The sequence below is a fragment of the Salipiger marinus genome (genome assembly GCF_035481585.1).
In the GTDB taxonomy this organism is placed as follows: Bacteria; Pseudomonadota; Alphaproteobacteria; order Rhodobacterales; family Rhodobacteraceae; genus Salipiger; species Salipiger marinus.
Window position 1 is genome coordinate 89026 of record NZ_JAYKSL010000002.1, and the last position, 22081, is coordinate 111106.

General features: G+C 66.4%; 21 protein-coding genes. 14 read left to right on the top strand and 7 right to left on the bottom strand.

Features of this window, described 5'->3' with window-relative positions:
• The first annotated feature begins 167 nt into the window (after window positions 1-167).
• From bhcA to VK682_RS03600, 9 genes are all read left to right on the top strand, one after another.
• Complete coding sequence (gene bhcA, locus VK682_RS03560; protein WP_230796200.1) at window positions 168-1358, top strand: L-aspartate--glyoxylate aminotransferase BhcA; 1191 nt, start codon at window positions 168-170, stop codon at window positions 1356-1358.
• 1 nt (window position 1359) lies between these two features.
• Window positions 1360-2325, top strand: coding sequence for a beta-hydroxyaspartate dehydratase BhcB (gene bhcB / locus VK682_RS03565; RefSeq protein ID WP_230796199.1), 966 nt, complete (start codon window positions 1360-1362; stop codon window positions 2323-2325).
• Window positions 2326-2338: 13 nt separating this feature from the next.
• Entirely contained in the window at window positions 2339-3502 is a 1164-nt protein-coding gene (gene bhcC / locus VK682_RS03570) for a 3-hydroxy-D-aspartate aldolase BhcC (protein ID WP_230796198.1), read from the top strand.
• Window positions 3503-3609: 107 nt separating this feature from the next.
• Window positions 3610-4575 (top strand): iminosuccinate reductase BhcD, encoded by a 966-nt coding sequence (gene bhcD, locus VK682_RS03575; protein ID WP_089844936.1) that lies wholly within the window; start codon window positions 3610-3612, stop codon window positions 4573-4575.
• A gap of 90 nt (window positions 4576-4665) precedes the next feature.
• Entirely contained in the window at window positions 4666-5178 is a 513-nt protein-coding gene (locus VK682_RS03580) for an AmiS/UreI family transporter (RefSeq protein ID WP_089845185.1), read from the top strand.
• On the top strand, window positions 5175-6179 hold the full coding sequence (locus tag VK682_RS03585) for a type I glyceraldehyde-3-phosphate dehydrogenase (protein WP_230796196.1): 1005 nt from the start codon (window positions 5175-5177) through the stop codon (window positions 6177-6179). Before VK682_RS03580 ends, VK682_RS03585 begins: the two co-directional genes overlap by 4 nt.
• Before the next feature lie 30 nt (window positions 6180-6209).
• Window positions 6210-8489, top strand: coding sequence for an NADP-dependent malic enzyme (locus VK682_RS03590; protein ID WP_324781460.1), 2280 nt, complete (start codon window positions 6210-6212; stop codon window positions 8487-8489).
• Between the two features lie 77 nt (window positions 8490-8566).
• Entirely contained in the window at window positions 8567-10057 is a 1491-nt protein-coding gene (locus VK682_RS03595) for a nucleobase:cation symporter-2 family protein (protein WP_230796193.1), read from the top strand.
• 90 nt (window positions 10058-10147) lie between these two features.
• Complete coding sequence (locus VK682_RS03600) at window positions 10148-10678, top strand: putative antibiotic biosynthesis monooxygenase (RefSeq protein ID WP_230796192.1); 531 nt, start codon at window positions 10148-10150, stop codon at window positions 10676-10678.
• 34 nt (window positions 10679-10712) lie between these two features.
• On the opposite strand, the gene VK682_RS03605 is transcribed toward VK682_RS03600, so the two are convergent.
• The 3 genes from VK682_RS03605 to puuE are packed head-to-tail and all read right to left on the bottom strand — an operon-like array spanning window position 10713 to window position 14079.
• The gene (locus VK682_RS03605; RefSeq protein ID WP_230796191.1) at window positions 10713-12134 is read right to left on the bottom strand and encodes a uracil-xanthine permease family protein; all 1422 of its coding nucleotides are present in this window, start codon (window positions 12132-12134) and stop codon (window positions 10713-10715) included.
• Between the two features lie 53 nt (window positions 12135-12187).
• Complete coding sequence (locus tag VK682_RS03610; RefSeq protein ID WP_230796190.1) at window positions 12188-12670, bottom strand: ureidoglycolate lyase; 483 nt, start codon at window positions 12668-12670, stop codon at window positions 12188-12190.
• Window positions 12667-14079, bottom strand: coding sequence for an allantoinase PuuE (puuE, locus tag VK682_RS03615; protein ID WP_230796189.1), 1413 nt, complete (start codon window positions 14077-14079; stop codon window positions 12667-12669). Before puuE ends, VK682_RS03610 begins: the two co-directional genes overlap by 4 nt.
• A 147-nt stretch (window positions 14080-14226) precedes the next feature.
• Between puuE and uraH the strand changes: the two genes are divergently transcribed.
• Entirely contained in the window at window positions 14227-14580 is a 354-nt protein-coding gene (gene uraH / locus VK682_RS03620; RefSeq protein ID WP_089844947.1) for a hydroxyisourate hydrolase, read from the top strand.
• Between the two features lie 5 nt (window positions 14581-14585).
• Here the strand turns inward: uraH and VK682_RS03625 are convergent, their stop codons facing one another.
• The gene (locus tag VK682_RS03625) at window positions 14586-15506 is read right to left on the bottom strand and encodes a LysR family transcriptional regulator (RefSeq protein WP_089844949.1); all 921 of its coding nucleotides are present in this window, start codon (window positions 15504-15506) and stop codon (window positions 14586-14588) included.
• A 98-nt stretch (window positions 15507-15604) separates the two neighbouring features.
• Here VK682_RS03625 and VK682_RS03630 point away from each other — a divergent pair, with 98 nt between their 5' ends.
• The 3 genes from VK682_RS03630 (at window position 15605) to VK682_RS03640 (ending at window position 18459) form a co-directional block, all read left to right on the top strand.
• A complete protein-coding gene (locus VK682_RS03630; RefSeq protein WP_324781461.1) occupies window positions 15605-16846 on the top strand; it encodes a urate hydroxylase PuuD in 1242 nt (413 codons plus the stop codon).
• A gap of 7 nt (window positions 16847-16853) precedes the next feature.
• Window positions 16854-17657 carry an aspartate dehydrogenase gene (locus VK682_RS03635; protein ID WP_230796188.1) on the top strand — a complete coding sequence of 268 codons (804 nt, stop codon included), beginning with the start codon at window positions 16854-16856 and terminating at the stop codon, window positions 17655-17657.
• An 85-nt stretch (window positions 17658-17742) separates the two neighbouring features.
• Entirely contained in the window at window positions 17743-18459 is a 717-nt protein-coding gene (locus VK682_RS03640) for a transporter substrate-binding domain-containing protein (RefSeq protein ID WP_230796187.1), read from the top strand.
• 76 nt (window positions 18460-18535) lie between these two features.
• Here the strand turns inward: VK682_RS03640 and VK682_RS03645 are convergent, their stop codons facing one another.
• The 3 genes from VK682_RS03645 to VK682_RS03655 form a co-directional block, all read right to left on the bottom strand.
• A complete protein-coding gene (locus VK682_RS03645) occupies window positions 18536-20050 on the bottom strand; it encodes a tripartite tricarboxylate transporter permease (protein ID WP_230796186.1) in 1515 nt (504 codons plus the stop codon).
• Entirely contained in the window at window positions 20050-20517 is a 468-nt protein-coding gene (locus VK682_RS03650; protein WP_230796185.1) for a tripartite tricarboxylate transporter TctB family protein, read from the bottom strand. The genes VK682_RS03645 and VK682_RS03650 overlap by 1 nt, the downstream gene beginning before the upstream one ends.
• Window positions 20518-20601: 84 nt before the next feature.
• Window positions 20602-21573, bottom strand: coding sequence for a Bug family tripartite tricarboxylate transporter substrate binding protein (locus VK682_RS03655; protein WP_230796183.1), 972 nt, complete (start codon window positions 21571-21573; stop codon window positions 20602-20604).
• A 154-nt stretch (window positions 21574-21727) separates the two neighbouring features.
• Between VK682_RS03655 and VK682_RS03660 the strand changes: the two genes are divergently transcribed.
• A partial coding sequence (locus VK682_RS03660) for a response regulator transcription factor (protein ID WP_324781463.1) occupies window positions 21728-22081 on the top strand: 354 nt, incomplete at its 3' end.

Consider the following 22081-nt stretch of genomic DNA (forward strand, 5'->3'; position numbering starts at 1 on the left):
GATGCCTTCTGTTTTTAATGAAAAGTGAATTCACGATATGAAAAATATAAACCTCTGTAAACGGATGATTTTTCCGGATCACCCCCAAAATGAAAAAGCCATTCAAAAAAATATGCGGCAGGGGCGGGGCTCCGTAAGGTGATGGACATGACGGAAGGAGACACGCCATGAGCTTTCAGAACCCGGTTTTCATTCCCGGTCCGACCAACATCCCCGAGCGGCTGCGCAAGGCCTGCGACATGCCGACGATCGACCACCGCTCGCCGCTCTTCGGCCAGATCCTGCATCCCGCCCGCGACGGCGTGCGCCGGGTGCTGAAAAGCGACAGCGCGCAGATCTTCATCTTTCCGTCCACCGGCACCGGGGGCTGGGAAACCGCGCTGAGCAACTGCCTGTCCGCCGGGGATACGGTTCTGGCCGCCCGCAACGGCATGTTCAGCCACCGCTGGATCGACATGTGCCAGCGCCACGGGCTCGGGGTCGAGATCGTGGAAACCCCGTGGGGTCACGGCCTGCCCGCCGACCGCTACGAAGAGATCCTGACCGCCGATACCGGCCACCGGATCAAGGCGGTTCTGGCCACCCATAACGAGACCGCGACCGGCGTAAAATCCGACATCGCCGCCGTCCGCCGCGCGCTGGATGCCGCAGGCCATCCGGCGCTGCTGTTTGTCGACGGGGTCAGCTCCATCGCCTCCATGGACTTCCGCTTCGACGAGTGGGGGGTCGACGTGGCCGTGACCGGATCGCAGAAGGGCTTCATGCTGCCACCCGGCCTTGCCATCACCGCCTTCAGCGCGAAGGCGATGGCGGCCACCGACACCGCCACCCTGCCCCGCACCTTCTTCGACGTGAAGGACATGGCCAAGGGCTATGCCAACAACGCCTATCCCTACACCCCCGCCGTGGGGCTGCTGAACGGGCTGAACGAAGCCTGCGGGATGCTGCTGGCCGAAGGGCTCGACAATGTCTTCGCCCGGCACCACCGCATCGCCGAAGGCGTGCGCGCCGCCGTCCGCGCCTGGGGGCTGGAGCTGTGCGCGGTGTCGCCGGAGGTCTATTCGGACACGGTCAGCGCCATCCGCACCCCCGAAGGTTTCAACGCCACCGACATCGTCTCCCATGCCGCCAGCGCCTATGGCGTTGCCTTCGGCACCGGGCTGGGCGAGGTTGCGGGCAAGGTGTTCCGCATCGGCCATCTGGGGTCGCTCACCGATGTCATGGCGTTGTCGGGCCTTGCCACGGCAGAGATGGTCATGGCCGATCTGGGACTGGACATCCGGCTGGGATCCGGCGTGGCGGCGGCGCAGGACTATTATCGCGGCTGCCGCATCGAGACCCGGAAGGCGGCCGCCTGAGATGAAGGACAGCGCGATGATCATCCCCACCTTCGAGGACATGCTGGCCGCGCATGAGCGGATCAAGCCGCATATCCGCCGCACCGAGGTCCGCAGCTCGGCCTTTCTGAACGAGCTGACCGGGGCGGATCTGTTCTTCAAATGCGAGAACTTTCAGGAGCCGGGCGCCTTCAAGGTGCGCGGCGCCGCCAACGCGGTCTTCGGACTGGACGAGGCGCAGGCGAAGCTGGGCGTGGCCACCCATTCCAGCGGCAACCATGCCTCCTGTCTCAGCTATGCCGCGATGCGCCGGGGCATCCCCTGCAACGTGGTGATGCCGCGCACCGCCCCGCAGGCCAAGAAGGACACGGTGCGCCGCTATGGCGGCGTGATCACCGAATGCGAGCCCTCCACCTCCAGCCGCGAGGCGACCTTTGCCGAGGTGCAGGCCGCGACGGGGGGCGATTTTGTCCACCCCTACAACGATCCGCGCGTGATCGCGGGTCAGGGCACCTGTTCGCGGGAGTTCATGGAACAGACCGACGGTCTGGACATGGTCGTGGCCCCCATCGGCGGCGGCGGCATGATCTCCGGCACCTGCCTGACGCTCGCGACGCTGGCGCCGGAATGCCGGGTGATCGCCGCAGAGCCGGAACAGGCGGATGACGCCTATCGCAGCTTCAAGGCCGGGCATATCATCGCCGATGACGCGCCCAAGACCATCGCCGACGGGCTGCTGGTGCCGCTCAAGGATCTGACATGGCATTTCGTGTCCCGCCATGTCAGCGAGATCTACACCGCCTCGGATCAGGAAATCATCGACGCGATGAAGCTGATCTGGAAGCATCTGCGCGTGGTGATGGAACCGTCCAGCGCCGTGCCGCTCGCCACCATCCTGAAACAGCCCGACGCCTTCAGGGGCAAGCGCGTGGGCATCATCATCACCGGCGGCAATGTCGATCTTGACCGGCTGCCGTGGACCCAGTGAGGGAGACAAGACAATGAACGCACCCGTGAATTTCGACCAGCTCGAAGTGGGCTTCGACATCCCCGCCCTGCCCGGCATGGACGAGGCCGACATCCAGACGCCCTGTCTGGTGCTTGACCTTGACGCGCTGGAACGCAATATCCGCAAGATGGGCGACTATGCCCGCGCCCATGGCATGCGCCACCGCGCCCATGGCAAGATGCACAAATCCGTGGACGTGCTGAAGCTGCAGATGGAGCTTGGCGGCGCGGTCGGCGTCTGCTGCCAGAAAGTGTCCGAGGCCGAGGTCTTCGTGCGCGGCGGCATCAAGGAAGTGCTGGTGTCCAATCAGGTGCGCGACCCCGCCAAGATCGACCGTCTGGCCCGCCTGCCCGAACAGGGCGCCGACATCATCGTCTGCGTCGATGACGTGGCCAATATCGCCGACCTCTCGGCGGCGGCGCAGCGCTACGGCACCCGGCTGGGCATCTTCGTGGAAATCGACTGCGGCGCGGGCCGCTGTGGCGTGACCACGACCCCCGCCGTGGTAGAGATCGTGCGCGCCGTCGAGGCGGCCCCGAACCTCAGCTATCGCGGCATTCAGGCCTATCAGGGCGCGATGCAGCACATGGACAGTTTCGAGGACCGTCAGGCCAAGATCGACGCCGCCGTGGCACAGGTCAAGGACGCGGTGGACACGCTGAAATCCGAAGGCATCGACACCGAACTGGTCTCGGGCGGCGGCACCGGATCCTATTATTTCGAGTCGACCTCGGGGGTCTATAACGAGCTTCAGTGCGGATCCTATGCCTTCATGGACGCGGATTATGGCCGCATCCTCGACAAGGACGGCAAGCGCATCGACGCGGGCGAGTGGGAAAACGCCTTCTTCATCCTGACCTCGGTCATGAGCCATGCCAAGGCGGACAAGGCGATCTGCGATGCGGGCCTCAAGGCGCAGTCGGTGGACAGCGGCCTGCCGGTGATCTTTGGCCGCGATGACGTGGAATATGTCAAATGCTCGGACGAGCATGGCGTGATCAGCGATCCCAAGGGCGTGCTGAAGGTCAATGACAAGCTGCGCCTCGTGCCCGGCCATTGCGACCCCACCGCCAATGTCCATGACTGGTATGTGGGCGTGCGGAACGGCAAAGTGGAATGCGTCTGGCCGGTCTCGGCGCGCGGCAAGGCCTACTGATCCCCACAGGGGGGCCGGTTCGGGAGGAGCCGGAAGTCGCCCGCCGTGTATGCCATCCCCCCGGCAGCGGCACGCGGGCGCATGAAACATCATCCACGGAGAGACCCATGCTGATCGTGCCCGAACGCGAGATCGCCGACCTGATGACCCGCGACGCGGCCTTTGCGGCTGTGGAACAGGTCTTTGCCGCCATGGCCGCCGACAAGGCCTACAACTTCCCGGTGGTGCGCGAGGCCATCGGCCATGAAGACGCGCTTTACGGCTTCAAGGGCGGGTTCGACCGCGCCGGGCTGACGCTGGGTCTGAAGGCCGGGGGCTACTGGCCGAACAACATGGACAAGCGCGGGCTGATCAACCACCAGTCCACCGTGTTCCTGTTCGACCCCGACACCGGCAAGGTGCGGGCGATGGTGGGGGGCAACCTGCTGACCGCGCTGCGCACCGCCGCCGCCTCCTCGGTGTCGATCCGGCATCTGGCCCGCAAGGACGCAAAGGTGATCGGCATGATCGGCGCCGGGCATCAGGCCACCTTCCAGCTGCGCGCGGCGCTGGAACAGCGCGGCTTTGAAAAGGTGATCGGCTGGAATTACCACCCCGAGATGCTGCCCAACATCGAAAAGGTGGCGACCGAGGCGGGCCTGCCCTTCGCGGCGGTGGATCTGCCCGGCATGGCCGAGGCCGATGTCATCATCACCATCACCTCGGCCTTTGCGCCCTCGCTGCTGGCGGAACATGTCAGCCCCGGCACCCATATCGCCTGCATGGGCACCGACACCAAGGGCAAGCAGGAGGTGGAGGCGGCGCTGCTGGCCCGCGCCACGGTCTTTGCCGACGAGATCGCGCAGTCGGTCAGCATCGGCGAGGCGCAGCACGCCATCGCCGAGGGGCTGCTGCAGGAAGCGGATATCGCCCAGCTGGGCGCGGTGATCAACGGCACCCATCCGGGCCGCAAAGACGCCGCCGAGATCACGCTGTTTGACGGCACCGGTGTCGGCCTGCAGGATCTGGCGGTCGCGGCGGCGGTGGTCGATCTGGCCGTGGCCCAAGGCCGCGCGATCGAGGTCGATTTCTAGACCCCCCCTCACCTTTCGACAGATCACCGGGCTGCGGCGGATGCGCCGCAGCCTGCCTCTCCGCTCATGTCCGATGCAAAGGCCCGCGCCATGCTGCTGCCCCTGTCTCTGCTGTTTGTCGGTGCCGTGCTGGTGCTGAACGGCCTGTGGATGGCCGGACGCATTGACGACCGCGAGATCGTGCTGATCAACGGCGCCACCGCCGCGATCACCGCCGCCGTCGCCGCCGTGTCGCTGGTGCAGGCGCGGGACGTGGCCGATGTGCGCGCCGTGGCGATGACCCTGCTGTTCAGCGTCACCTATCTGTGGGTGGCCTTCAACCGGGTCAGCGGGTCGGACGGGCGCGGGCTGGGGTGGTTTTCGCTGTTCGTGGCACTGTCGGTGCTGCCCGAGGCGGTGCGGACCCTGCGCGCCGCCACCACCGCGATGGAGACATGGCTGGGCCTGTGCTGGCTCGCTTGGGCCGGGCTGTGGTTCCTGTATTTCCTGACGCTGGCGCTGCAGCGCGGTTTCCGGCGGCAGACGGCGCTGGCCACCCTGTGCAGCGGCGTGCTGACCGCATGGCTGCCCGCGCTGGTGCTGATGTATGGGGGCCGCGCATGACCCGCCCCGTCCGCATCTTTCTCAACGGTTTTGGCAGGATCGGCCGGACGGTGTTTCGCCAGATCGTCGCGGCGGGGGCCAAGCTGGACCTCGTCGGGATCAACGACATCGCCCCGCTCGACACCTGCGCCTATCTGCTGCGCTATGACAGCGTCTATGGCCCCTTCCCCGGCACGGTCAGCACCGGCAGGGGCTGGATCGGAGTGGACCGGCGCCGCATCGCCGTCACGCAGGCGCCCGACCTGCGCACGCTGGATCTGCGCGACATCGATGTGGTGCTGGACTGCACCGGGCAGGCGCAGGCGCGGCCCATGGCCGAGGCGGGGCTGGTCGCGGGCGCGCGCTCTGTCCTGATCTCGGGGCCGTCGCCCGCCGCTGACGTGACGGTGGTGCTGGGCGCCAACGATCAGGAACTGGGGGCGGCGCGCATCGTGTCCAACGCCTCCTGCACCACCAATGCCATCGCGCCGCTGCTGCGGATGCTTGATCTTGGGCTCGGCATCGAAAAGGCCCATGTCACCACGGTGCACTGCTACACCGGCAGCCAGCCCACGGTGGACCGGCCCGGCCCGTCGCCCGAACGCAGCCGCGCCGCCGCCGTGTCGATGATCCCCACCACCACCAGTGCCGCCGGGCAGGTGATCGGCGTGCTGCCGGAATTTCAGGGGCGGCTCAGCATCGCCGCCCTGCGGGTGCCCTGCCTGTCCGTCTCGGCCATCGATGCGGTGATCCGCACCTGCGAGGATTTCGAACAGCCCGTCACCGATTTCCTGCGCGAGGCCTTTGACGGCTCGCCGCTGGTGGGGCTGACCGACGATCCCTGCGTGTCGACGGATTTCCGGGGCCGCCCGGAATCGCTGGTGCTGGCGCTGCCCGAAACCATGACCACCGGCACCCGGCAGCTGCGGCTGATGGGCTGGTATGACAACGAATGGGGCTTTTCGGCCCGCCTGATCGAGATGGCGCAGCGCATGGCCGCCCGCCCCGATCCGGCGGCCTGAGCCACCCCACCCCGACAGGAGGAGAAACGCATGGATCCCGAAGCCTCGCGGCAGCAGCTGGAACGGCAGGCGGCGCTTGACTATCACGCCTATCCGCGCCCCGGAAAGCTGGAGATCCGCCCGACCAAGCCCATGGCCACGGCCCGCGACCTGAGCCGCGCCTATTCGCCCGGCGTCGCCGAGGCCTGTCTGGAGATCGCGGCGGATCCGGCGCTGGCCACGCGCTACACCGCCAAGCGCAACCTTGTCGCGGTCATCTCCAACGGCACCGCCGTGCTGGGTCTGGGCAATATCGGCGCGCAGGCCGCCAAGCCGGTGATGGAGGGCAAGGCGGTGCTGTTCAAGAAATTCGCGGGGATCGACTGTTTCGACATCGAAGTGGACGAACCCGATCCCGAGGCGCTGGCCGATCTGGTCTGCCGGCTGGAGCCGACCTTTGGCGCCATCAACCTTGAAGACATCAAGGCGCCCGACTGTTTCACCGTGGAGCGGATCTGCCGCGACCGCATGGGCATTCCGGTCTTTCACGACGACCAGCACGGCACCGCCATCGTGGTCGCCGCCGCCGTGCAGAACGCGCTGCGCCTTGCGGGCAAGCGCGCGCAGGACATCCGCATCGTCGGGCTGGGGGCGGGGGCTGCCGGGGTGGCCTGCCTGACCATGCTGCACAAGATGGGCGTGCCGCTGGACAACATCACCGTCTTTGACCGGTCGGGCGTGCTGCATGCCGGGCGCACCGGGCTCGCCCCCGAACAGATGATCTTTGCCACCGCCCCCGCCGGGCTGACGCTGGAACAGGCGCTGAAAGGCGCGGACATGTTTCTGGGCCTCTCCGGTCCCGGCGCGCTGCCCGCCGAAAGCGTGCGCGAGATGGCCGAGACGCCGATCATCTTCGCGCTCGCCAATCCGACCCCGGAAATCATGCCCGATGCGGCGCGCACCGCGGCCCCGGGGGCGATGATCGCCACCGGCAGGTCGGATTTCCCGAACCAGGTCAACAACGTGCTGTGTTTCCCGTTCATCTTCCGCGGCGCGCTTGATGCCGAGGCGACAGAGATCAACGACGCGATGAAGCTGGCCTGCGTCGATGCCATCGCGGCGCTGGCCCGGCAGACCACCTCTGCCGAGGTGGGCGTGGCCTATGAGGGCGAACGCCTGACCTTCGGCCCCGACTACCTGATCCCCAAACCCTTCGATCCGCGCCTGCTGCCAACCGTCGCCGTGGCCGTGGCGCGGGCGGCGATGGAGTCGGGCGCGGCGCGGCGCCTCTTGGATCTGGAGGATTACCGGCAGGCGCTGGAGGCGGAGGTGTTCAAATCCTCGCTGGTGATGCGCGGGGTTTTTGCCGCCGCCCGCCTGTCGCGCCGCCGCATCGTCTTTGCCGAGGGCGAGGATGACCGCGTGCTGCGCACGGCACAGGTGATGAGCGAGGACAGCACCGATCGCGCGATCCTCATCGGGCGCCCCGAGGTGATCGCACAGCGCATCGACCGGGCCGGGCTGTCGATCCAGCCCGGGCGGGATTTCGAGATCGTGAATCCCGAAAGCGACGAACGGTACCGCGATTACTGGCAGAGCTATCATCAGGTCATGCGCCGCCATGGCGTGACGCCCGATCTGGCCAAGGCGGTGCTGCGCACCAACACCACGGCGATTGCCGCCACCATGGTCCATCGCGGCGATGCGGACAGCCTGATCTGCGGCACCTTCGGCCAGTATCTGTGGCACCTGAACTATGTCAGTCAGATGCTGTCGACGCCGGAACTGTCGCCTGCGGGGGCACTGTCGCTGGTGATCCTTGAAGACGGGCCGCTATTTGTCGCCGACACCCATGTGCATGTCGAACAGGGCCCCGAAACGCTGGCCCGCACCGTGCTGGCCGCCGCCCGCCATGTCCGCCGCTTCGGGCTGGAGCCGAAGATCGCGCTCTGCTCGGGGTCGCAGTTCGGCAATCTGGACAGCCGGTCGGGCCGGGCCATGCGCGGAGCGCTGGCGATCCTCGACAGCCAGCCGCGCGATTTCCAGTATGAGGGCGAGATGCACACCGATGCGGCGCTGGATCCGGCGCTGCGCGAGCGGCTGCTGCCCGGCAACCGGCTGGAGGGTGCGGCCAATGTGCTGGTCTATGCCACCACCGACGCGGCAGGCGCCGCGCGCAACCTGCTGAAAAGTGCCGCAGGCGGGCTGGAGGTGGGCCCGATCCTGATGGGCATGGGCAACCGCGCCCATATCGTCACGCCCGGCGTGACGCCGCGCGGCCTGCTGAACATCGCCGCTCTGGCTGGCGCCGACGTCGCCACCTACGGCTGAACGATCCCGCGGCGCGCGGTCAGGGAGGGTCGCGCGCCCCCGCCACCGCAGGGTGGCACCCTTTGGAGGAGGAAAACATGTCAACAAAAGATCTCGTGGATCCGGTCAATGAACGGCTGCCTGCGGGCAAGCTCTTTACGCTTGGCCTGCAGCATGTGCTGGTGATGTATGCGGGCGCCATCGCGGTGCCGCTGATCGTCGGGCGGGTGCTGCAGCTGACCCCGGAACAGGTGGCTTTCCTGATTTCGGCAGATCTGTTCGTCTGCGGTCTGGTCACCATCATCCAGTCGATGGGGGCCACGAAATGGTTCGGCATCCGCATGCCGGTGATGATGGGGGTGACCTTCGCCTCGGTCGGGCCGATGGTGTCCATCGCCGCCAGCAACCCCGGCACCGATGGCGCGCGGATGATCTTTGGCGCCATCATCGGGGCGGGCATCATCGCGATGCTGATTGCGCCGCTGGTCAGCCGGATGCTGCGCTTTTTCCCGCCCATCGTCACCGGCACGATCATCCTTGTGATCGGCGTGACGCTGATGCGGGTGGGGATCAACTGGATCTTCGGCGTGCCGGTGGGCGCCACCGCGCCGCAGGTCGTCGATCCGGCCCATGCCGACTGGCTGCAGCGGCTGGCCAGCCTGCCCGAGGGCACCGTGCCCGCCATGCCCGAAGGGCTGCGGCTGGCCGCCACGCTGGACAACGTGAATTATGCCACCCCGCTCAACATGGCGATTTCGGCGGTGGTGCTGACCACGATCATTCTGGTGATGAAATTCGCCCGCGGCTTTCTGGCCAACATCTCGGTGCTGCTGGGGATCATCGTGGGCGCGGTGCTTGCCGCCTCCATGGGGCTCATGCATTTCGACCATGTGGACCGCGCCGACTGGTTCGAACTGATCACCCCCTTCCGCTTTGGCCTGCCGATCTTTGATCCGGTGATGATCCTGACCATGACGCTGGTCATGATCGTGGTGATGATCGAATCCACCGGCATGTTCCTTGCGCTGGGGGATATCTGCGGGCGCACCATCGAACGCCCGTCGCTGTCCGCTGGCCTGCGCACGGACGGGCTGGGCACGCTGATCGGCGGGCTGTTCAACACCTTCCCCTATACCTCGTTCAGCCAGAATGTCGGGCTGGTCGGCGTCACCGGCATCCGCTCGCGCTATGTCTGCGTGATGGGCGGCGCGATCATGATCGTGCTGGGGCTGGTGCCCAAGATGGGCGCGCTGGTGGAATCGCTGCCGGTCGCCGTGCTGGGCGGGGCCGGGCTGGTGATGTTCGGCATGGTCGCGGCCACCGGCATCCGCATCCTTGGCGGGGTCGATTTCAAGGCCAACCGTTTCAACGGGCTGATCGTGGCGATTTCGCTGGGGATGGGGATGATCCCGCTGATCGCGCCGCAGTTTTCCATGTGGCTGCCGCACGCCATCGAACCGCTGATCGACTCCGGCATCCTTCTGGCCTCGATCACCGCCGTCGCGCTGAATGTCGTGTTCAACGGCGCCCGCGAGGTCAGCGAGGAGGATCTGCGCCACGCCGCGCTGCAGGCGGAAGGCGGGCACTGACCCGGCCCTTGCCCCTGACAGACCCGCCCCGGCCGTCGCACGGCCGGGGCTTTTGCCGTAAGGACAGACGACAGACCGCAGGAGAAGACCATGCCGCACGCCCCGTCCCACGTCGTCACGGTGATCCTGCGCCGGATGCGGCAAGAGGCCCGGCCCGAGGTGATCGCCACCCATGCCCGGCTGCGGGCCGCCGCGGCGCAGGCCGAAGGCTTCCTTGGCGCACAGGACAGCTGGCTGCCGCCGCATGGCGACGAGATCGATCTGGTGACGGTGTTCAGCTTCCGCTCCCGCAGGGATCTGGAGGCATGGGACCGCGCGCCGGAACGGCAGCGGCTGATCGCGGATCTGGACCGGCACTGTCTCGACATTTCGGAACGGGCGGCGTTTGACGGGCTGGCGCTGCTGCAGCCCGACCGGGTCAGGGTCAGCAAGCCCGAGACGGTGGCGATCCTGATCGGGCTGATCCTGACGCTGGGCTGGCTTGCGGATCTGCTGCTGCCGCCGTTTCCGGAACCGGGACGGACCGTGCTTGCCGTGTCGGTGAATGTCTGCCTGATCAGCTATGGTTTCCTGCCATGGTCGATCCGGCTGCTGGACGCGCTGAAACGGAAGGCCCGCTAGGGCCCTCCGTCCTGCAACCTCCGGCAAGCGTGGCTCAGACCCGGTCGGGGGCGGTCGTGGATTTGCCGCGTCCTGCCATGCCGCCCGACACTTCTTCGGTGGCTTCGTCGGCAAGCTCCTGCGGCAGGATGAGGTTGAGCGCGATGGCAATGACCGCCGCAGGCAGGATGCCCGAGGTCGCCAGCACCATCATCGTGCCCGGCAGATATTGCAGCGCGGCGGGTTCCAGCTGCAGGCCAAGGCCCAGCGACAGCGCAATGGCAAAGATCACCATGTTGCGGCGGTTCCACGTCACGTCCGACAGCATCGAGATGCCCGCCGCCACGACCATGCCGAACATCACGATGACGCCGCCGCCCAGCACCTCGATCGGCACCGAAGAGATCACCGCGCCGATTTTCGGCACCAGCCCGCAGAGGATCAGAAAGACCGCGCCGATGGTGACGACCGTGCGGCTCATGACGCCGGTCATGGCGATCAGCCCGACATTCTGGCTGAACGAGGTGTTGGGCAGCGCGCCGAACAGGCCCGACAGCGCGGTGCCCAGACCGTCGGCAAAGGTCGCGCCCTGAATTTCGGTATCACTGGCCTCGCGGCCCGCGCCGCCCTTGGTGATGCCGCTGACATCGCCCACCGTCTCCACCGCCGAGACAAAGCCCAGCAGGCAGAAACCGATGACCGCCGCCACCGAAAATTCCAGCCCGAAATGCAGCGGATCGGGCAGCGCGAAAGATGCCGCACTGCCGACGCTGGCAAGGCTCACCTCGCCCAGGGCAAAGGCCAGCACATAGCCGACCAGCAGCCCGATCAGCACCGCCGACACCGACAGCATGCCGCGCGCGAAAAACTTCAGCCCCAGCGTCACGACGATCACCGTGGCCGCCATCAGCCAGTTCCGCCCCGATCCGTATTCCGCCGTGCCGATGGCGGGGACACCCCCCGCCGCATACTGGATGCCGGTCTTGACCAGCGCGAGCCCGATCATCGTGACCACCAGCCCGGTGACCAGAGGCGGCAGGGCAAAGCGGATTCTGCCGATGAAAAAGCCAAGGCAGGCATGGAAAAGACCCCCCACCAGAATGCCGCCCATCAGCACGGCCATGGCCTCCACCCCCTTGCCCGCCACCAGCGGAATCATGATCGGGATGAACGCGAAAGAGGTGCCCTGCACGATCGGCAGGCGCGCGCCCACCGGACCAAAGCCGATGGTCTGGTACAGCGTCGCGATGCCCGCAAAGAACATCGACATCTGGATCATGTAGATCATCTGCGGGAAGTCGGGCGAATTGGACCCATAGCCAAAGCCCGCCGCCCCGCAGACGATGATCGCGGGCGTCACGTTGGACACGAACATGGCCAGCACATGCTGGATCCCCAAGGGCACCGCCTTGATCAGCGGCGGCGTGTAATTCGGATCGCGGAGCTGCTCCGGCGTGCCGATGGATCTGTCTGCCATTCGTCGTTCCTCCCTTGGGGTGCGGGTGCCAGCTCCTCTTCCGACGGCCCTTGTCACATTTCGATCAGGTAAGGCTCCGTGAACCAGTGTTCTTCAAGGTTCGGCCCCGCGCCGATGCGGTCGACCACCGCAAAAAGGCCGGGGGCGGAGAGCGGGCAGAGCACGCCGTGCCAGACCCCGCGGTGATAGTTCACGCCCTGCCCCGGCTGGGTCAGGAAAGCGCGCGGCCTGCCGGGGGTGCCGCCCTCGTCGGGGGCCACCACCACCAGAAACGGCGCCTCGCTCATCGGGAGGAAGGCCTGACTGCCGTCGGGGTGGCGTTCCACCATGTCCAGCACCAGCGGCAGTTGCCGCGGCTCGGCCCGGAACAGGCTGATGCCCGCCCGGCCATCGGCAAAGTCCAGCGCGGCGCGGTCGTGAAACCGCCCGCACAGGCCTTGGTTGATGATCCGGTCGGGCGCACCCGAGGTGTCGAGCACGTCGCCGAACGGGGCGAACGCCTCTGCGGTAAGCGGCTGCAGCGCGATCCGGGTCATGCGCCCAGCTTGTCGATCAGGCGCAGTTCCGCGATGCGTTCCACCTGACGGCAGGCTTCGGCGAACTCGGTGGCGCGGTCATTGTCGATACGGCGCTGGAAGGCGTCCAGAATGCTCGCCTTGGTGTTGTCCTTCACCGCGATGATGAAAGGAAAGCCGTGCTTGGCGGTATAGGTGTCGTTGAGCCGCGTGAAGCTGGCGCGTTCCTCGTCGGTCAGAAGGTCAAGCCCCGCCCCCGCCTGTTCGGCGGTCGACTCGGCGGTCAGCCGCCCGGCGGCAGCGAGCTTGCCGGCAAGGTCGGGGTGGGCGGTCAGCACGCTCAGCCGCTGTTCGTCAGAGGCGGAGCGGAACACCCGGGCCAGCGCGTTATGCACGCCCGCCGCACTGTCGCTGTAGCTGCCCAGTTCCAGCGCATGTGCGCCTTCGGCGATCCACGGGCTGTGTTCGAACACGCCGCCAAAAGCCGCCACGAAGCTGTCGCGGTCCATCTCCGAAGGGCGCGGGCCGGATACGGGCGGATGCGTCGCCGCCCAGTGATCGGCGATCTGCGCGCGCGTGGCGAACCAGACACCGTCATGACCCGCCATATACTCCATCACCCGCTTCAGCGCGGCGGCGCGGCTGGGGCGACCGATCAGGCGGCAGTGCAGGCCGATGGACAGCATCTTGGGCGCGCCCGCCTGCCCTTCGGCATAAAGCACGTCGAAGGCATCGCGCACCATCACCTCGAAATCGTCGCCCCGGGTGAAGCCCGCCTGAATCGCGAAACGCATGTCGTTGCAGTCCATCGTATAGGGCACGATGAGCTGGTCCTTGCCGCCCGCCTTCATCCAATAGGGCAGGTCATCGGCGTAACTGTCTGCGATATAGGCGAAATCGCCCTCTTCGGCAGCCAGATCCACGGTGTTCATGGAACAGCGCCCGGTATACCAGCCACGCGGCGGCGCGCCCACCACCTCGGTATGCAGCCGGATCGCCTCGCGGATCTGCGCGCGCTCTTCCTCGGCGGGCATGTCCTTGTGTTCGACCCATTTCAGCCCGTGGCTGGCAATCTCCCAGCCCGCATCCTTCATCGCCTTGAGCTGCGCGGGCGCCCGCGCCAAGGCGGTGGCCACCCCGTAGACGGTGATCGGCGTATCCTTCAGCAGCGCATGCACCCGCCAGAACCCGGCGCGCGATCCGTATTCATAGATCGTTTCCATGTTCCAGTGCCGCTGCCCCGGCCAGGGCTGCGCGCCCGTGATCTCGGACAGGAACCCTTCGGACGCAGCATCGCCGTGCAGGATGTTGTTCTCGCCGCCTTCTTCGTAATTCAGCACGATCTGGACGGCGATCTTCGCGCCGTTCGGCCAGTCTGCCGCAGGCACGGTCTGCCCGTAGCCTGCCATGTCTCGGGGATATCTGTTCACCTGCGTCACCTCCGCTTTCGCAGATTGATAATCCATAAAATTCCCGGAGATTATCAAAAAAAAGAAGAAGGAGCCTTTGGTTACTGAACCTTTGTCACCAGAGCGCGCCAATGCCTATGAAGGGGGCAGAGTTCAGGAGAGCCACATATGACCGGATATCTGACGACGCACGTTCTGGACACGGCGCGGGGCTGCCCCGCCGCAGGCCTGAAGATCGAGCTTTACCGCCTTGAGGGCGAAAGCCGCACCCATCTGAAAACGCTGGTCACCAATGAGGACGGGCGCACCGACACGCAGATCCTGCCTGCGGCGGAATTTGCCACCGGCACTTACGAGCTGGTCTTTCACGCGGGCGCCTATCTGGATGCCAGCGGCACCCCGCCCGAGACGCCGCGTTTTCTGGACGTGATCCCGCTCCGCTTCGGCATGTCGGAGGCGCAGCATTACCATGTGCCGCTGCTGCTGTCGCCCTTCGGCTATTCCACCTATCGCGGCAGCTGACCGCCTTACCGGATCGGATCGGCCTGCTGAAAGGCCGCGCCGATCCGGTCGATGACAAAATCCATGAAAATCCGGGTCTTCGGATCCTGCCTGCGCCGATGGGTGAACAGGCAGGCCATCTGAATGGCCTCGGGCGGGGTGCGGACCGCGACCGGCACCAGCGCGCCAGACCGCAGATGCTCCGACACCTCGAACACCGGCTTCAGCACGATCCCGTGCCCGGCCAGCGCCCAGTCGGTCAGCACGTCGCCATCATCGGATTCGTAGCGCCCGGCCACGGCAAAGCGGCGCGGCCCGTCGCTGGTTTCCAGCCGCCACTGGAATTCCGACACGCCGGGAAACCGCAGGTTCAGGCATTCATGCCGCTCCGACAGCAGCGCGTCGCCATCCGCAGGCATGCCGCGCCGCGCGATATAGTCGGGCGAGGCACAGAGCACGCGCGGCACATCGGCGATCTTGCGGATGCGCAGGTTGCTGTCTTCGGGCTGGCCCAGAAAAAACGCGAGATCAAGCCCCTCGGTGGTCAGATCGACCTTCCTGTCGGTCAGGCGCAGGCGGATGCTGACATCCGGATATTCCGCCAGAAAGCCGGGAACCTGCGGCGCGATCAGACGCCGTCCCACCCCCAGCGGGGCTGCCACGTAAAGCGCGCCCTTGAGATGTTCGGTCACGTTGACGATCTGCGCCTCGGCGCTTTCGATCGCCTCCAGAATTTCCGTGGCGCCGCGATAGAAGGATTTGCCATGTTCGGTGGGCGTCAGGCTGCGGGTGGTGCGCTGGAACAGACGCACGCCCAGATGATCCTCCAGCTGCGAAATACGCGAGGAGGTGACCGCCGAAGAAATGCGCAGATCCCGGCCTGCGGCGGACATGCTGCCCAGTTCATAGACACGGACAAAGGTCCGGATGTTGTCGAAATAGGACATTGTTCCGATTTTTTTGATACTGCTTGGTCTTTCTTGCAAATAGCAGCAAATGCAAGGCTCCGCTACTGTCCGGCCAACACGAGACTCGGGAGGACACCATGTACGACATGGCTATCATTTGGGACTGGATCGCCTTTTCGGTCCGCTGGCTGCATGTCATCACCGCGATGGCGTGGATCGGCGCATCCTTTTACTTCATCGCGCTGGATCTGATGCTGAAGCCCAATCCGGCCCTGCCCAATGGCGCGCATGGCGAGGAATGGGAGGTGCATGGCGGCGGTTTCTACCACACGGTGAAATACCTCGTGGCGCCCGCGCAGATGCCGGAGCACCTGACATGGCACAAATGGCAGAGCTATTCGACATGGCTCTCGGGTGCCGCGCTGCTGATGATCATCTACTGGGTGGGCGGGGAGCTGTTCCTGATCGACCCGACCAAGGCCGATCTGGCGCTGTGGCAGGGCATCCTGATCTCGGGCGGATCGCTGACCATCGGCTGGCTTGCATATGACGCCATGTGCAAGTCGAAGCTGGCGGATCACCCGACCCTGCTGATGCTGCTGCTGTTCGTGATCCTCGTGATCATGTCATGGGGCTATCACCAGATTTTCACGGGCCGCGCCGCGCTGCTGCATCTGGGCGCCTTCACCGCCACGATCATGACCGGCAACGTGTTTTTCCAGATCATGCCGAACCAGCGCATCGTGGTCGAGGATCTGAAGGCCGGGCGGACGCCTGATGCCAAATACGGCAAGATCGCCAAGGTCCGGTCGACCCATAACAATTACCTGACCCTGCCGGTCGTGTTCCTGATGCTGTCGAACCATTACCCGCTGGCCTTCGCCACGCAGCACGCATGGATCATCGCGGCGCTGATCTTTCTGACAGGCGTCACCATCCGGCACTATTTCAACACCATGCACCGCACCGGGCGCGGCCCGAACTGGACATGGCCGGTGACCGTGGGCATCATGATCCTGATCGCGTGGCTGTCCACCCAGCCCGGCATGGACAGCTATGAAGAGAGCGAGGCGCGCGCCCTCACGGCGCATGAGACGCGCTTCGCCTCTGCCGCAAGCTTCGAGGATGCCTATTTCGCGGTGGTCGGCAACTGCTCCATGTGCCACGGGCGCGAACCGTCTTGGGACGGGATGAACTGGCCCCCCAAGGGTGTCGTGCTGGAAACCGAGGCCGATGTGGCCCGCCATGCCGAACAGATCTACCTGCAGGCGGGCCGGACCCATGCCATGCCGCCCCCCAACGCGATCCAGATGGATCCCGAGGCCCGGCGGCAGATCGTGACATGGTATAACGACGTCACCCGCGGCGACCAAGGCTGAGCGCGCCATGACGGACATTGCCCCGCTGCGCCTCGCCCTGATCGGATATGGCGCCATCGCGCAGAGCCTGCTTGACCTGCTGCCGCAGGGCCTTGCGCCGGAGGTGGTGGTGCTGGTCCGGCGCCTGCCCGACGCGCCACGCCCCGGCTGCCGCTTTGTCACCGACGCGGCGGCGCTTGTGGCGGCGGCGCCCGATCTGGTCGTGGAATGCGCCGGGCACGGGGCTGTTGCCGCTTATGGCGAGCAGGTGCTTGCCGCCGGGATCGACCTTGTCCCCGCCTCCGTGGGGGCGCTGGCCTGCGCCGATCTGCACGCGCGGCTGCGCGCGGCGGCGCAGGTGGCAGGGGCGCGGCTGATCCTGCCGAGCGGGGCCATCGGCGGGCTCGACCTGCTGGCGGCGCTGTCTGTGCAGGGCGCGGTCGAGGTCAGCTATGAGGGCATCAAGCCACCCGCCGCATGGCGCGGCACCCCGGCGGACGCGACCGTCGATCTGGCCACCCTGACCGCCCCGCGCATCGTCTATGAAGGCACAGCGCGCGAGGCGGCGCGGCTTTTCCCGAAGAATTCCAATGTGGTGGCAGCACTGGCCTTGGCCGGGCCCGGCTTTGACGCCGTGTCGGTCCGGCTCATCGCCGATCCCGCCGCGACCGGCAATCGCCACCGCTACCATGTCCGCGCCGCAGGCTGCCGCGCCACGGTCGAAATCGAAAGCCAGCCCTCCTCCGGCAATGCGCGCAGTTCGCAGACGACAATCTACAGCCTGATCCACGAGATCACCGCCGCCGCAGAAGACAAGGCGCGCGGCGCGTAGCGGACGATTGCGCATGACAGCTGCGCCGCGCGCGCCTATTTCTGCGGGCAGACAGTCACGCGCGGGGGGTGCCATGGATCTCAGCTTGTCCCAGAAACAGGCCCTTGTGCCGACCGGGTGCCTGCGGGCGGCGCTCAATCACGGGAATTTTGTGCTGGTGTCGCGCGACGAACAGCACCAACCCATGGGCATCAGCGTCGATCTGGCGCGCGCCTTTGCCAAGGCTGCCGGGCTTGATCTGGATTTCGTCGAATATGACCGGGCGGCGGATGTCTCCGCTTCGGCAGACCGCGGCGCGTGGGACATCTGTTTTCTGGCCGTGGATCCGAAGCGGGCGGAAACGCTGGACTTCACCCAGCCCTATATCCGGATCGACGGGCGCTACCTTGCCGGGCCGCACTGCGATCTGGCCGATGCCGGGGCACTGGTCGCGGCGGGGGCCAAGGTCGGTTCGGTCGAGGGCAGCGCCTATACGCTGACGCTGGCGCGCCAAGAGGGGGCGGAGCATCTGGTGCTGTTCCCGACCCTTGCGGAGTCCCTTGCCGCACTTGACGCAGGCAAGGTCGCGGCGATTGCCGGGATCGGCGAGGCCATGGCGCATGAGGCGGCCAAGCGCCCCGGCAGCCGCGTGCTGTCGCCCCCGTTCATGGAGATCCGGCAGGCGATGGCCATGCCGCAGGGACGGCCGGAGGCCGCGCGGATCCTCAAGGACTGGCTGGCCGGGGCGGCGCGCAGCGGCCTGACCGGCGACATTCTGGAACGCCACGGCGTCGCCCGCAGCTGCGCCCTGATGCCCGACTAGGCGCCGCAGCGCATAAAAAACGGCGAGGCCCGCAAGCCTCGCCGTTCTCATCTGTCAGGACCGCTGCGGCAGCGGCTTAGCGCGCTGCGGCCTCACGGGCCTGCGCGCGGGCGCGGCGGCCCAGCCAAGCCGGCAGGATCACCACAAGCAGCGCCAGACCGTAAAGCAGGACGCTTTTCCAGTGCGCGACGAGGATGCTCCAGTCGCCGCCCGAAATCGACAGGGCGCGGCGCAGGTTGTCCTCGAACAGGCCGCCCAGCACGAAGCCAAGGATGACCGGCGCCAGCGAGAAGTCGAGCTTGCGCAGGAACCAGCCAAAGATGCCAAGCCCGGTGATCATGAACAGGTCATGCGGGTTGCCGACAATCGTGTAGATCCCGATGAAGGCAAGGATGGCGATCAGCGGCGTCAGGTAATGCTGCGGGATGGTCAGCATCCGGGCGAACAGCCCGACCAGCGGCAGGTTGATGATCAGCAGCGCGACGTTGCCGATATACATGGAGGCGACAAGGCCCCATGCCACTTCGGGACGCTGCGCGAACATCATCGGGCCGGGCTGGATGTTGAACATCAAAAGCGCGCCCAGCAGGATCGCGGTGGTGCCGGATCCGGGGATGCCCAGCGTCAGCATCGGCACCATGGCGCCACCCGCCGCCGCGTTGTTCGCCGCCTCCGGCGCCGCAAGGCCGCGCACGTCGCCATGGCCAAAGGTGCCGTCCTTGTCGCTGATGCGCTTTTCGGTGCCATAGGCCACCGCCGAAGCCACCGAGGCGCCGGTGCCGGGCAGGATGCCGATGAAGAAGCCGATCAGCGACGAGCGCAGGATGGTCCATTTGGTCGCCGCAAGATCGGCCATGCGCACGAAGCTTTTGTCGACGGGCAGCGATTTCAGCGTGCCGCGCGCCTGATGCTCCACAAGGGTCAGCAGTTCGGCCATGCCGAACAGGCCGACGACCACGATCAGGAAATCGATCCCGGCAAGGATGTCCGGAATGCCGAAGGTGTAGCGCGGCACGCCGGTATTGGCGTCGATGCCGATGGTCGCCATCATCAGGCCGATGGTTGCGCCCAGCAGGGTCTTGACCGTGCTCTTGCCCACCAGCGACGCGAGCGAGGCGAAGGCGAAGACCATCAGCGCCACGTAATCCGCAGGCCCGAAGGTCACCGCGAAGCCCGCCAGCGCCGGGGCAAAGAGCGACATCAGGATCACCGCGAAGGTGCCGCCGACAAAGGAGGCCACCGCCGACAGCGACAGCGCCCGGCCCGCCTGACCCGCCCGCGCCAGCGGGTTGCCGTCCAGCGTGGTCATCACCGCCCCGGCATCGCCGGGCACGTTGAGCAGGATCGACGAGATGCGCCCGCCATATTCCGCGCCGTAATAGATGCCCGCCAGCAGGATCAGCGCCGATTCCGGCGGAAAGCCAAGGCTGTAGGCGATGGGCAGCAGGATCGCCACGCCATTGATCGGGCCAAGCCCGGGCAGCGCGCCGATCAGCGTGCCGAAGAAGCAGCCGACCAGCACCAGCATGAGGTTGAACGGGTCAAGGGCGACCGTGAAGCCGGTCGCAAGACCGGACAGGACCGTATCCATCAGCTCTCTCCTTGCTGGCTGGTCTCGAAGAGCGGCTCAAGCAGCGCGCCGTCGGGAAGGTTGAGATCCATCAGGGTGACGCAGAGCAGGTAGCCCGCTACGCCCGAGGCCACGCCGAAGCCGAGCGCGCGCAGCTTCCGGGCGCCCAGCATGGCCGACAGGATCGTGCCGAACAGGATGGTCGACAGGATGAATCCCAGCGGCTCGTAAAGTTCGGCATAGCCGAACAGCAGGACCACGGCGGCGGTCAGGCGGAACCAGACGCGGCGGGTCACGTCGAGCCCCTCGGCATCGGGTTTCCACAGGATGAAGAGCAGGCACAGGATCGCGACAGCCGACAGGATGCGCGGCCAGCTTTCCGGGCCCAGCGGGTCGTATTGGAACGGCGCCTTGATCGTGGTGAAGGCGATGACCGCATAACCAAGGGTCACGACCAGAAGCACCGCCGCAAAGATGCGGTTGGCCATTCGTAGCCTCCTAATTTGGGGGATGACGGCTGGCGTCAGGGCCGGATCCGCGCGGGATCCGGCCCTGAGCCCTGTCCGTGGGGATTACTGGATCAGGCCCGCTTCGATGCTGATCTCGCGCAGCGTCTCGATGCTCTTGGCGATGGCGGTGTCAAGCTCGGCACCGGCCATGTTGAGCGGCAGCAGGCCACGCTCCTGCTGGACCTTGGCGAAATCTTCGGTGGCATAGGCCGCGGTGAAGGCATCGACCCATTTCTGGTAGTCCTCGTCCGAGGTCTGCCCGCCCATGTAGAAGCCGCGCAGGATGGTCCATTCCACGTCGAACCCCTGTTCCTTGGCGGTGGGGATCTCGTTGAACGGCGCGTCAAGGCGTTCGGGCGCAAGCACCCCAAGCACGCGCAGGTCGCCGCTGTCGAGATAGGGCACCATTTCGCCCACATCCCCGGTATAGACCTCGATCGAGCCGCCCAGCAGGGCCGCGATGGCATCGCCGCCGCCGTCGAAGGCGACATAGCGCATCTGCATCGGCGTGCCGCCCGCCTCGCGCATCAGCAGCGCGCCCTTCATCCAGTCCTGCGATCCGACCGAACCGCCCGCCCCGACCACGACGCCCTGCGGATCGGTGCTGAGATCGTCCATCACGTCTTTCAGCGTCTGATATTCGCTGTCCGCGCGCACGATGACGGCGCCGAAATCGGCCCCGGCGGTGGCGACCCAGCGCACCGAGTTTTCATCGAAGGCGCCGTATTTGCCGGTGATGATGTTCAGCAGCGACCCGGTGGAGAAGGCCACGATGGCGCTGCCGTCATCGGCGCGGTTGGTGTTGAACTGGTTGAACGCCACGGCGCCGATGCCGCCGGGCATGAAGGTCACCTGCACCGGGCTTGCGACATGCGGCGCAAGGCCGGTCTGCGCCACGCGGCAGGTCAGGTCGAAGCCGCCGCCCGGATTGGCCGGGGCCACGCATTCGGGCCGGTCGATCTGGGCCTGTGCAAAGGCCGGGGCAGCAAGACCCAGCGCGCAGGCGAGTGCCGCCGAAAAACGGATAAATGTCATATGATCCTCCCTAGGTTCATCATGCGATGGACACTCCGCTTATGCGCCGCCAAGGCTGAGCCGATGCTGACGCGAAGCTGACAGGATGCTGACATGGCCCCGTCCCTGCCGATGGCCGCTTCTCGGAGCTGTGACTTGGGGCTAGAGTCGGGGCATGAGAATGCTTCTGGTCGAGGATAATGACGAACTGGCCGAGACGATTCTTGATCGTCTGCGGAGCGAAGGCCATTCCGTCGACCGCGAGGCCAATGGCGACGAGGCCAACGACCTTCTGCGCTTCTCCTCCTTTGACATCGTGCTTCTGGACATCAACCTGCCCGGGCGCAGCGGCTACGAGGTGCTGCGCTCGATGCGGTCGCGCGGCGACGCGACGCCGGTGATCGTGCTGACCGCGCGCAGCGAAATCGACGACCGCGTGGTGGGGCTGGACGCGGGCGCCGATGATTACATGGTGAAGCCCTTCGATTTCCGCGAGCTTTCGGCGCGCTGCCGGGTGCTGGGGGGGGGG

What these genes read in the sequence shown, in the direction of transcription:
- bhcB (WP_230796199.1), top strand. Translation starts at nt 1,360, where the DNA reads ATGAAGGACAGCGCGATGATCATCCCCACCTTCGAGGACATGCTGGCC.
- VK682_RS03595 (WP_230796193.1), top strand. Translation starts at nt 8,567, where the DNA reads ATGTCAACAAAAGATCTCGTGGATCCGGTCAATGAACGGCTGCCTGCG.
- VK682_RS03610 (WP_230796190.1), bottom strand. Translation starts at nt 12,670, where the DNA reads ATGACCCGGATCGCGCTGCAGCCGCTTACCGCAGAGGCGTTCGCCCCG.
- bhcC (WP_230796198.1), top strand. Translation starts at nt 2,339, where the DNA reads ATGAACGCACCCGTGAATTTCGACCAGCTCGAAGTGGGCTTCGACATC.
- VK682_RS03600 (WP_230796192.1), top strand. Translation starts at nt 10,148, where the DNA reads ATGCCGCACGCCCCGTCCCACGTCGTCACGGTGATCCTGCGCCGGATG.
- bhcA (WP_230796200.1), top strand. Translation starts at nt 168, where the DNA reads ATGAGCTTTCAGAACCCGGTTTTCATTCCCGGTCCGACCAACATCCCC.
- VK682_RS03635 (WP_230796188.1), top strand. Translation starts at nt 16,854, where the DNA reads ATGACGGACATTGCCCCGCTGCGCCTCGCCCTGATCGGATATGGCGCC.
- VK682_RS03585 (WP_230796196.1), top strand. Translation starts at nt 5,175, where the DNA reads ATGACCCGCCCCGTCCGCATCTTTCTCAACGGTTTTGGCAGGATCGGC.
- bhcD (WP_089844936.1), top strand. Translation starts at nt 3,610, where the DNA reads ATGCTGATCGTGCCCGAACGCGAGATCGCCGACCTGATGACCCGCGAC.
- VK682_RS03580 (WP_089845185.1), top strand. Translation starts at nt 4,666, where the DNA reads ATGCTGCTGCCCCTGTCTCTGCTGTTTGTCGGTGCCGTGCTGGTGCTG.
- VK682_RS03625 (WP_089844949.1), bottom strand. Translation starts at nt 15,506, where the DNA reads ATGTCCTATTTCGACAACATCCGGACCTTTGTCCGTGTCTATGAACTG.
- VK682_RS03605 (WP_230796191.1), bottom strand. Translation starts at nt 12,134, where the DNA reads ATGGCAGACAGATCCATCGGCACGCCGGAGCAGCTCCGCGATCCGAAT.
- VK682_RS03655 (WP_230796183.1), bottom strand. Translation starts at nt 21,573, where the DNA reads ATGACATTTATCCGTTTTTCGGCGGCACTCGCCTGCGCGCTGGGTCTT.
- uraH (WP_089844947.1), top strand. Translation starts at nt 14,227, where the DNA reads ATGACCGGATATCTGACGACGCACGTTCTGGACACGGCGCGGGGCTGC.
- VK682_RS03650 (WP_230796185.1), bottom strand. Translation starts at nt 20,517, where the DNA reads ATGGCCAACCGCATCTTTGCGGCGGTGCTTCTGGTCGTGACCCTTGGT.
- VK682_RS03645 (WP_230796186.1), bottom strand. Translation starts at nt 20,050, where the DNA reads ATGGATACGGTCCTGTCCGGTCTTGCGACCGGCTTCACGGTCGCCCTT.
- VK682_RS03590 (WP_324781460.1), top strand. Translation starts at nt 6,210, where the DNA reads ATGGATCCCGAAGCCTCGCGGCAGCAGCTGGAACGGCAGGCGGCGCTT.
- VK682_RS03630 (WP_324781461.1), top strand. Translation starts at nt 15,605, where the DNA reads ATGTACGACATGGCTATCATTTGGGACTGGATCGCCTTTTCGGTCCGC.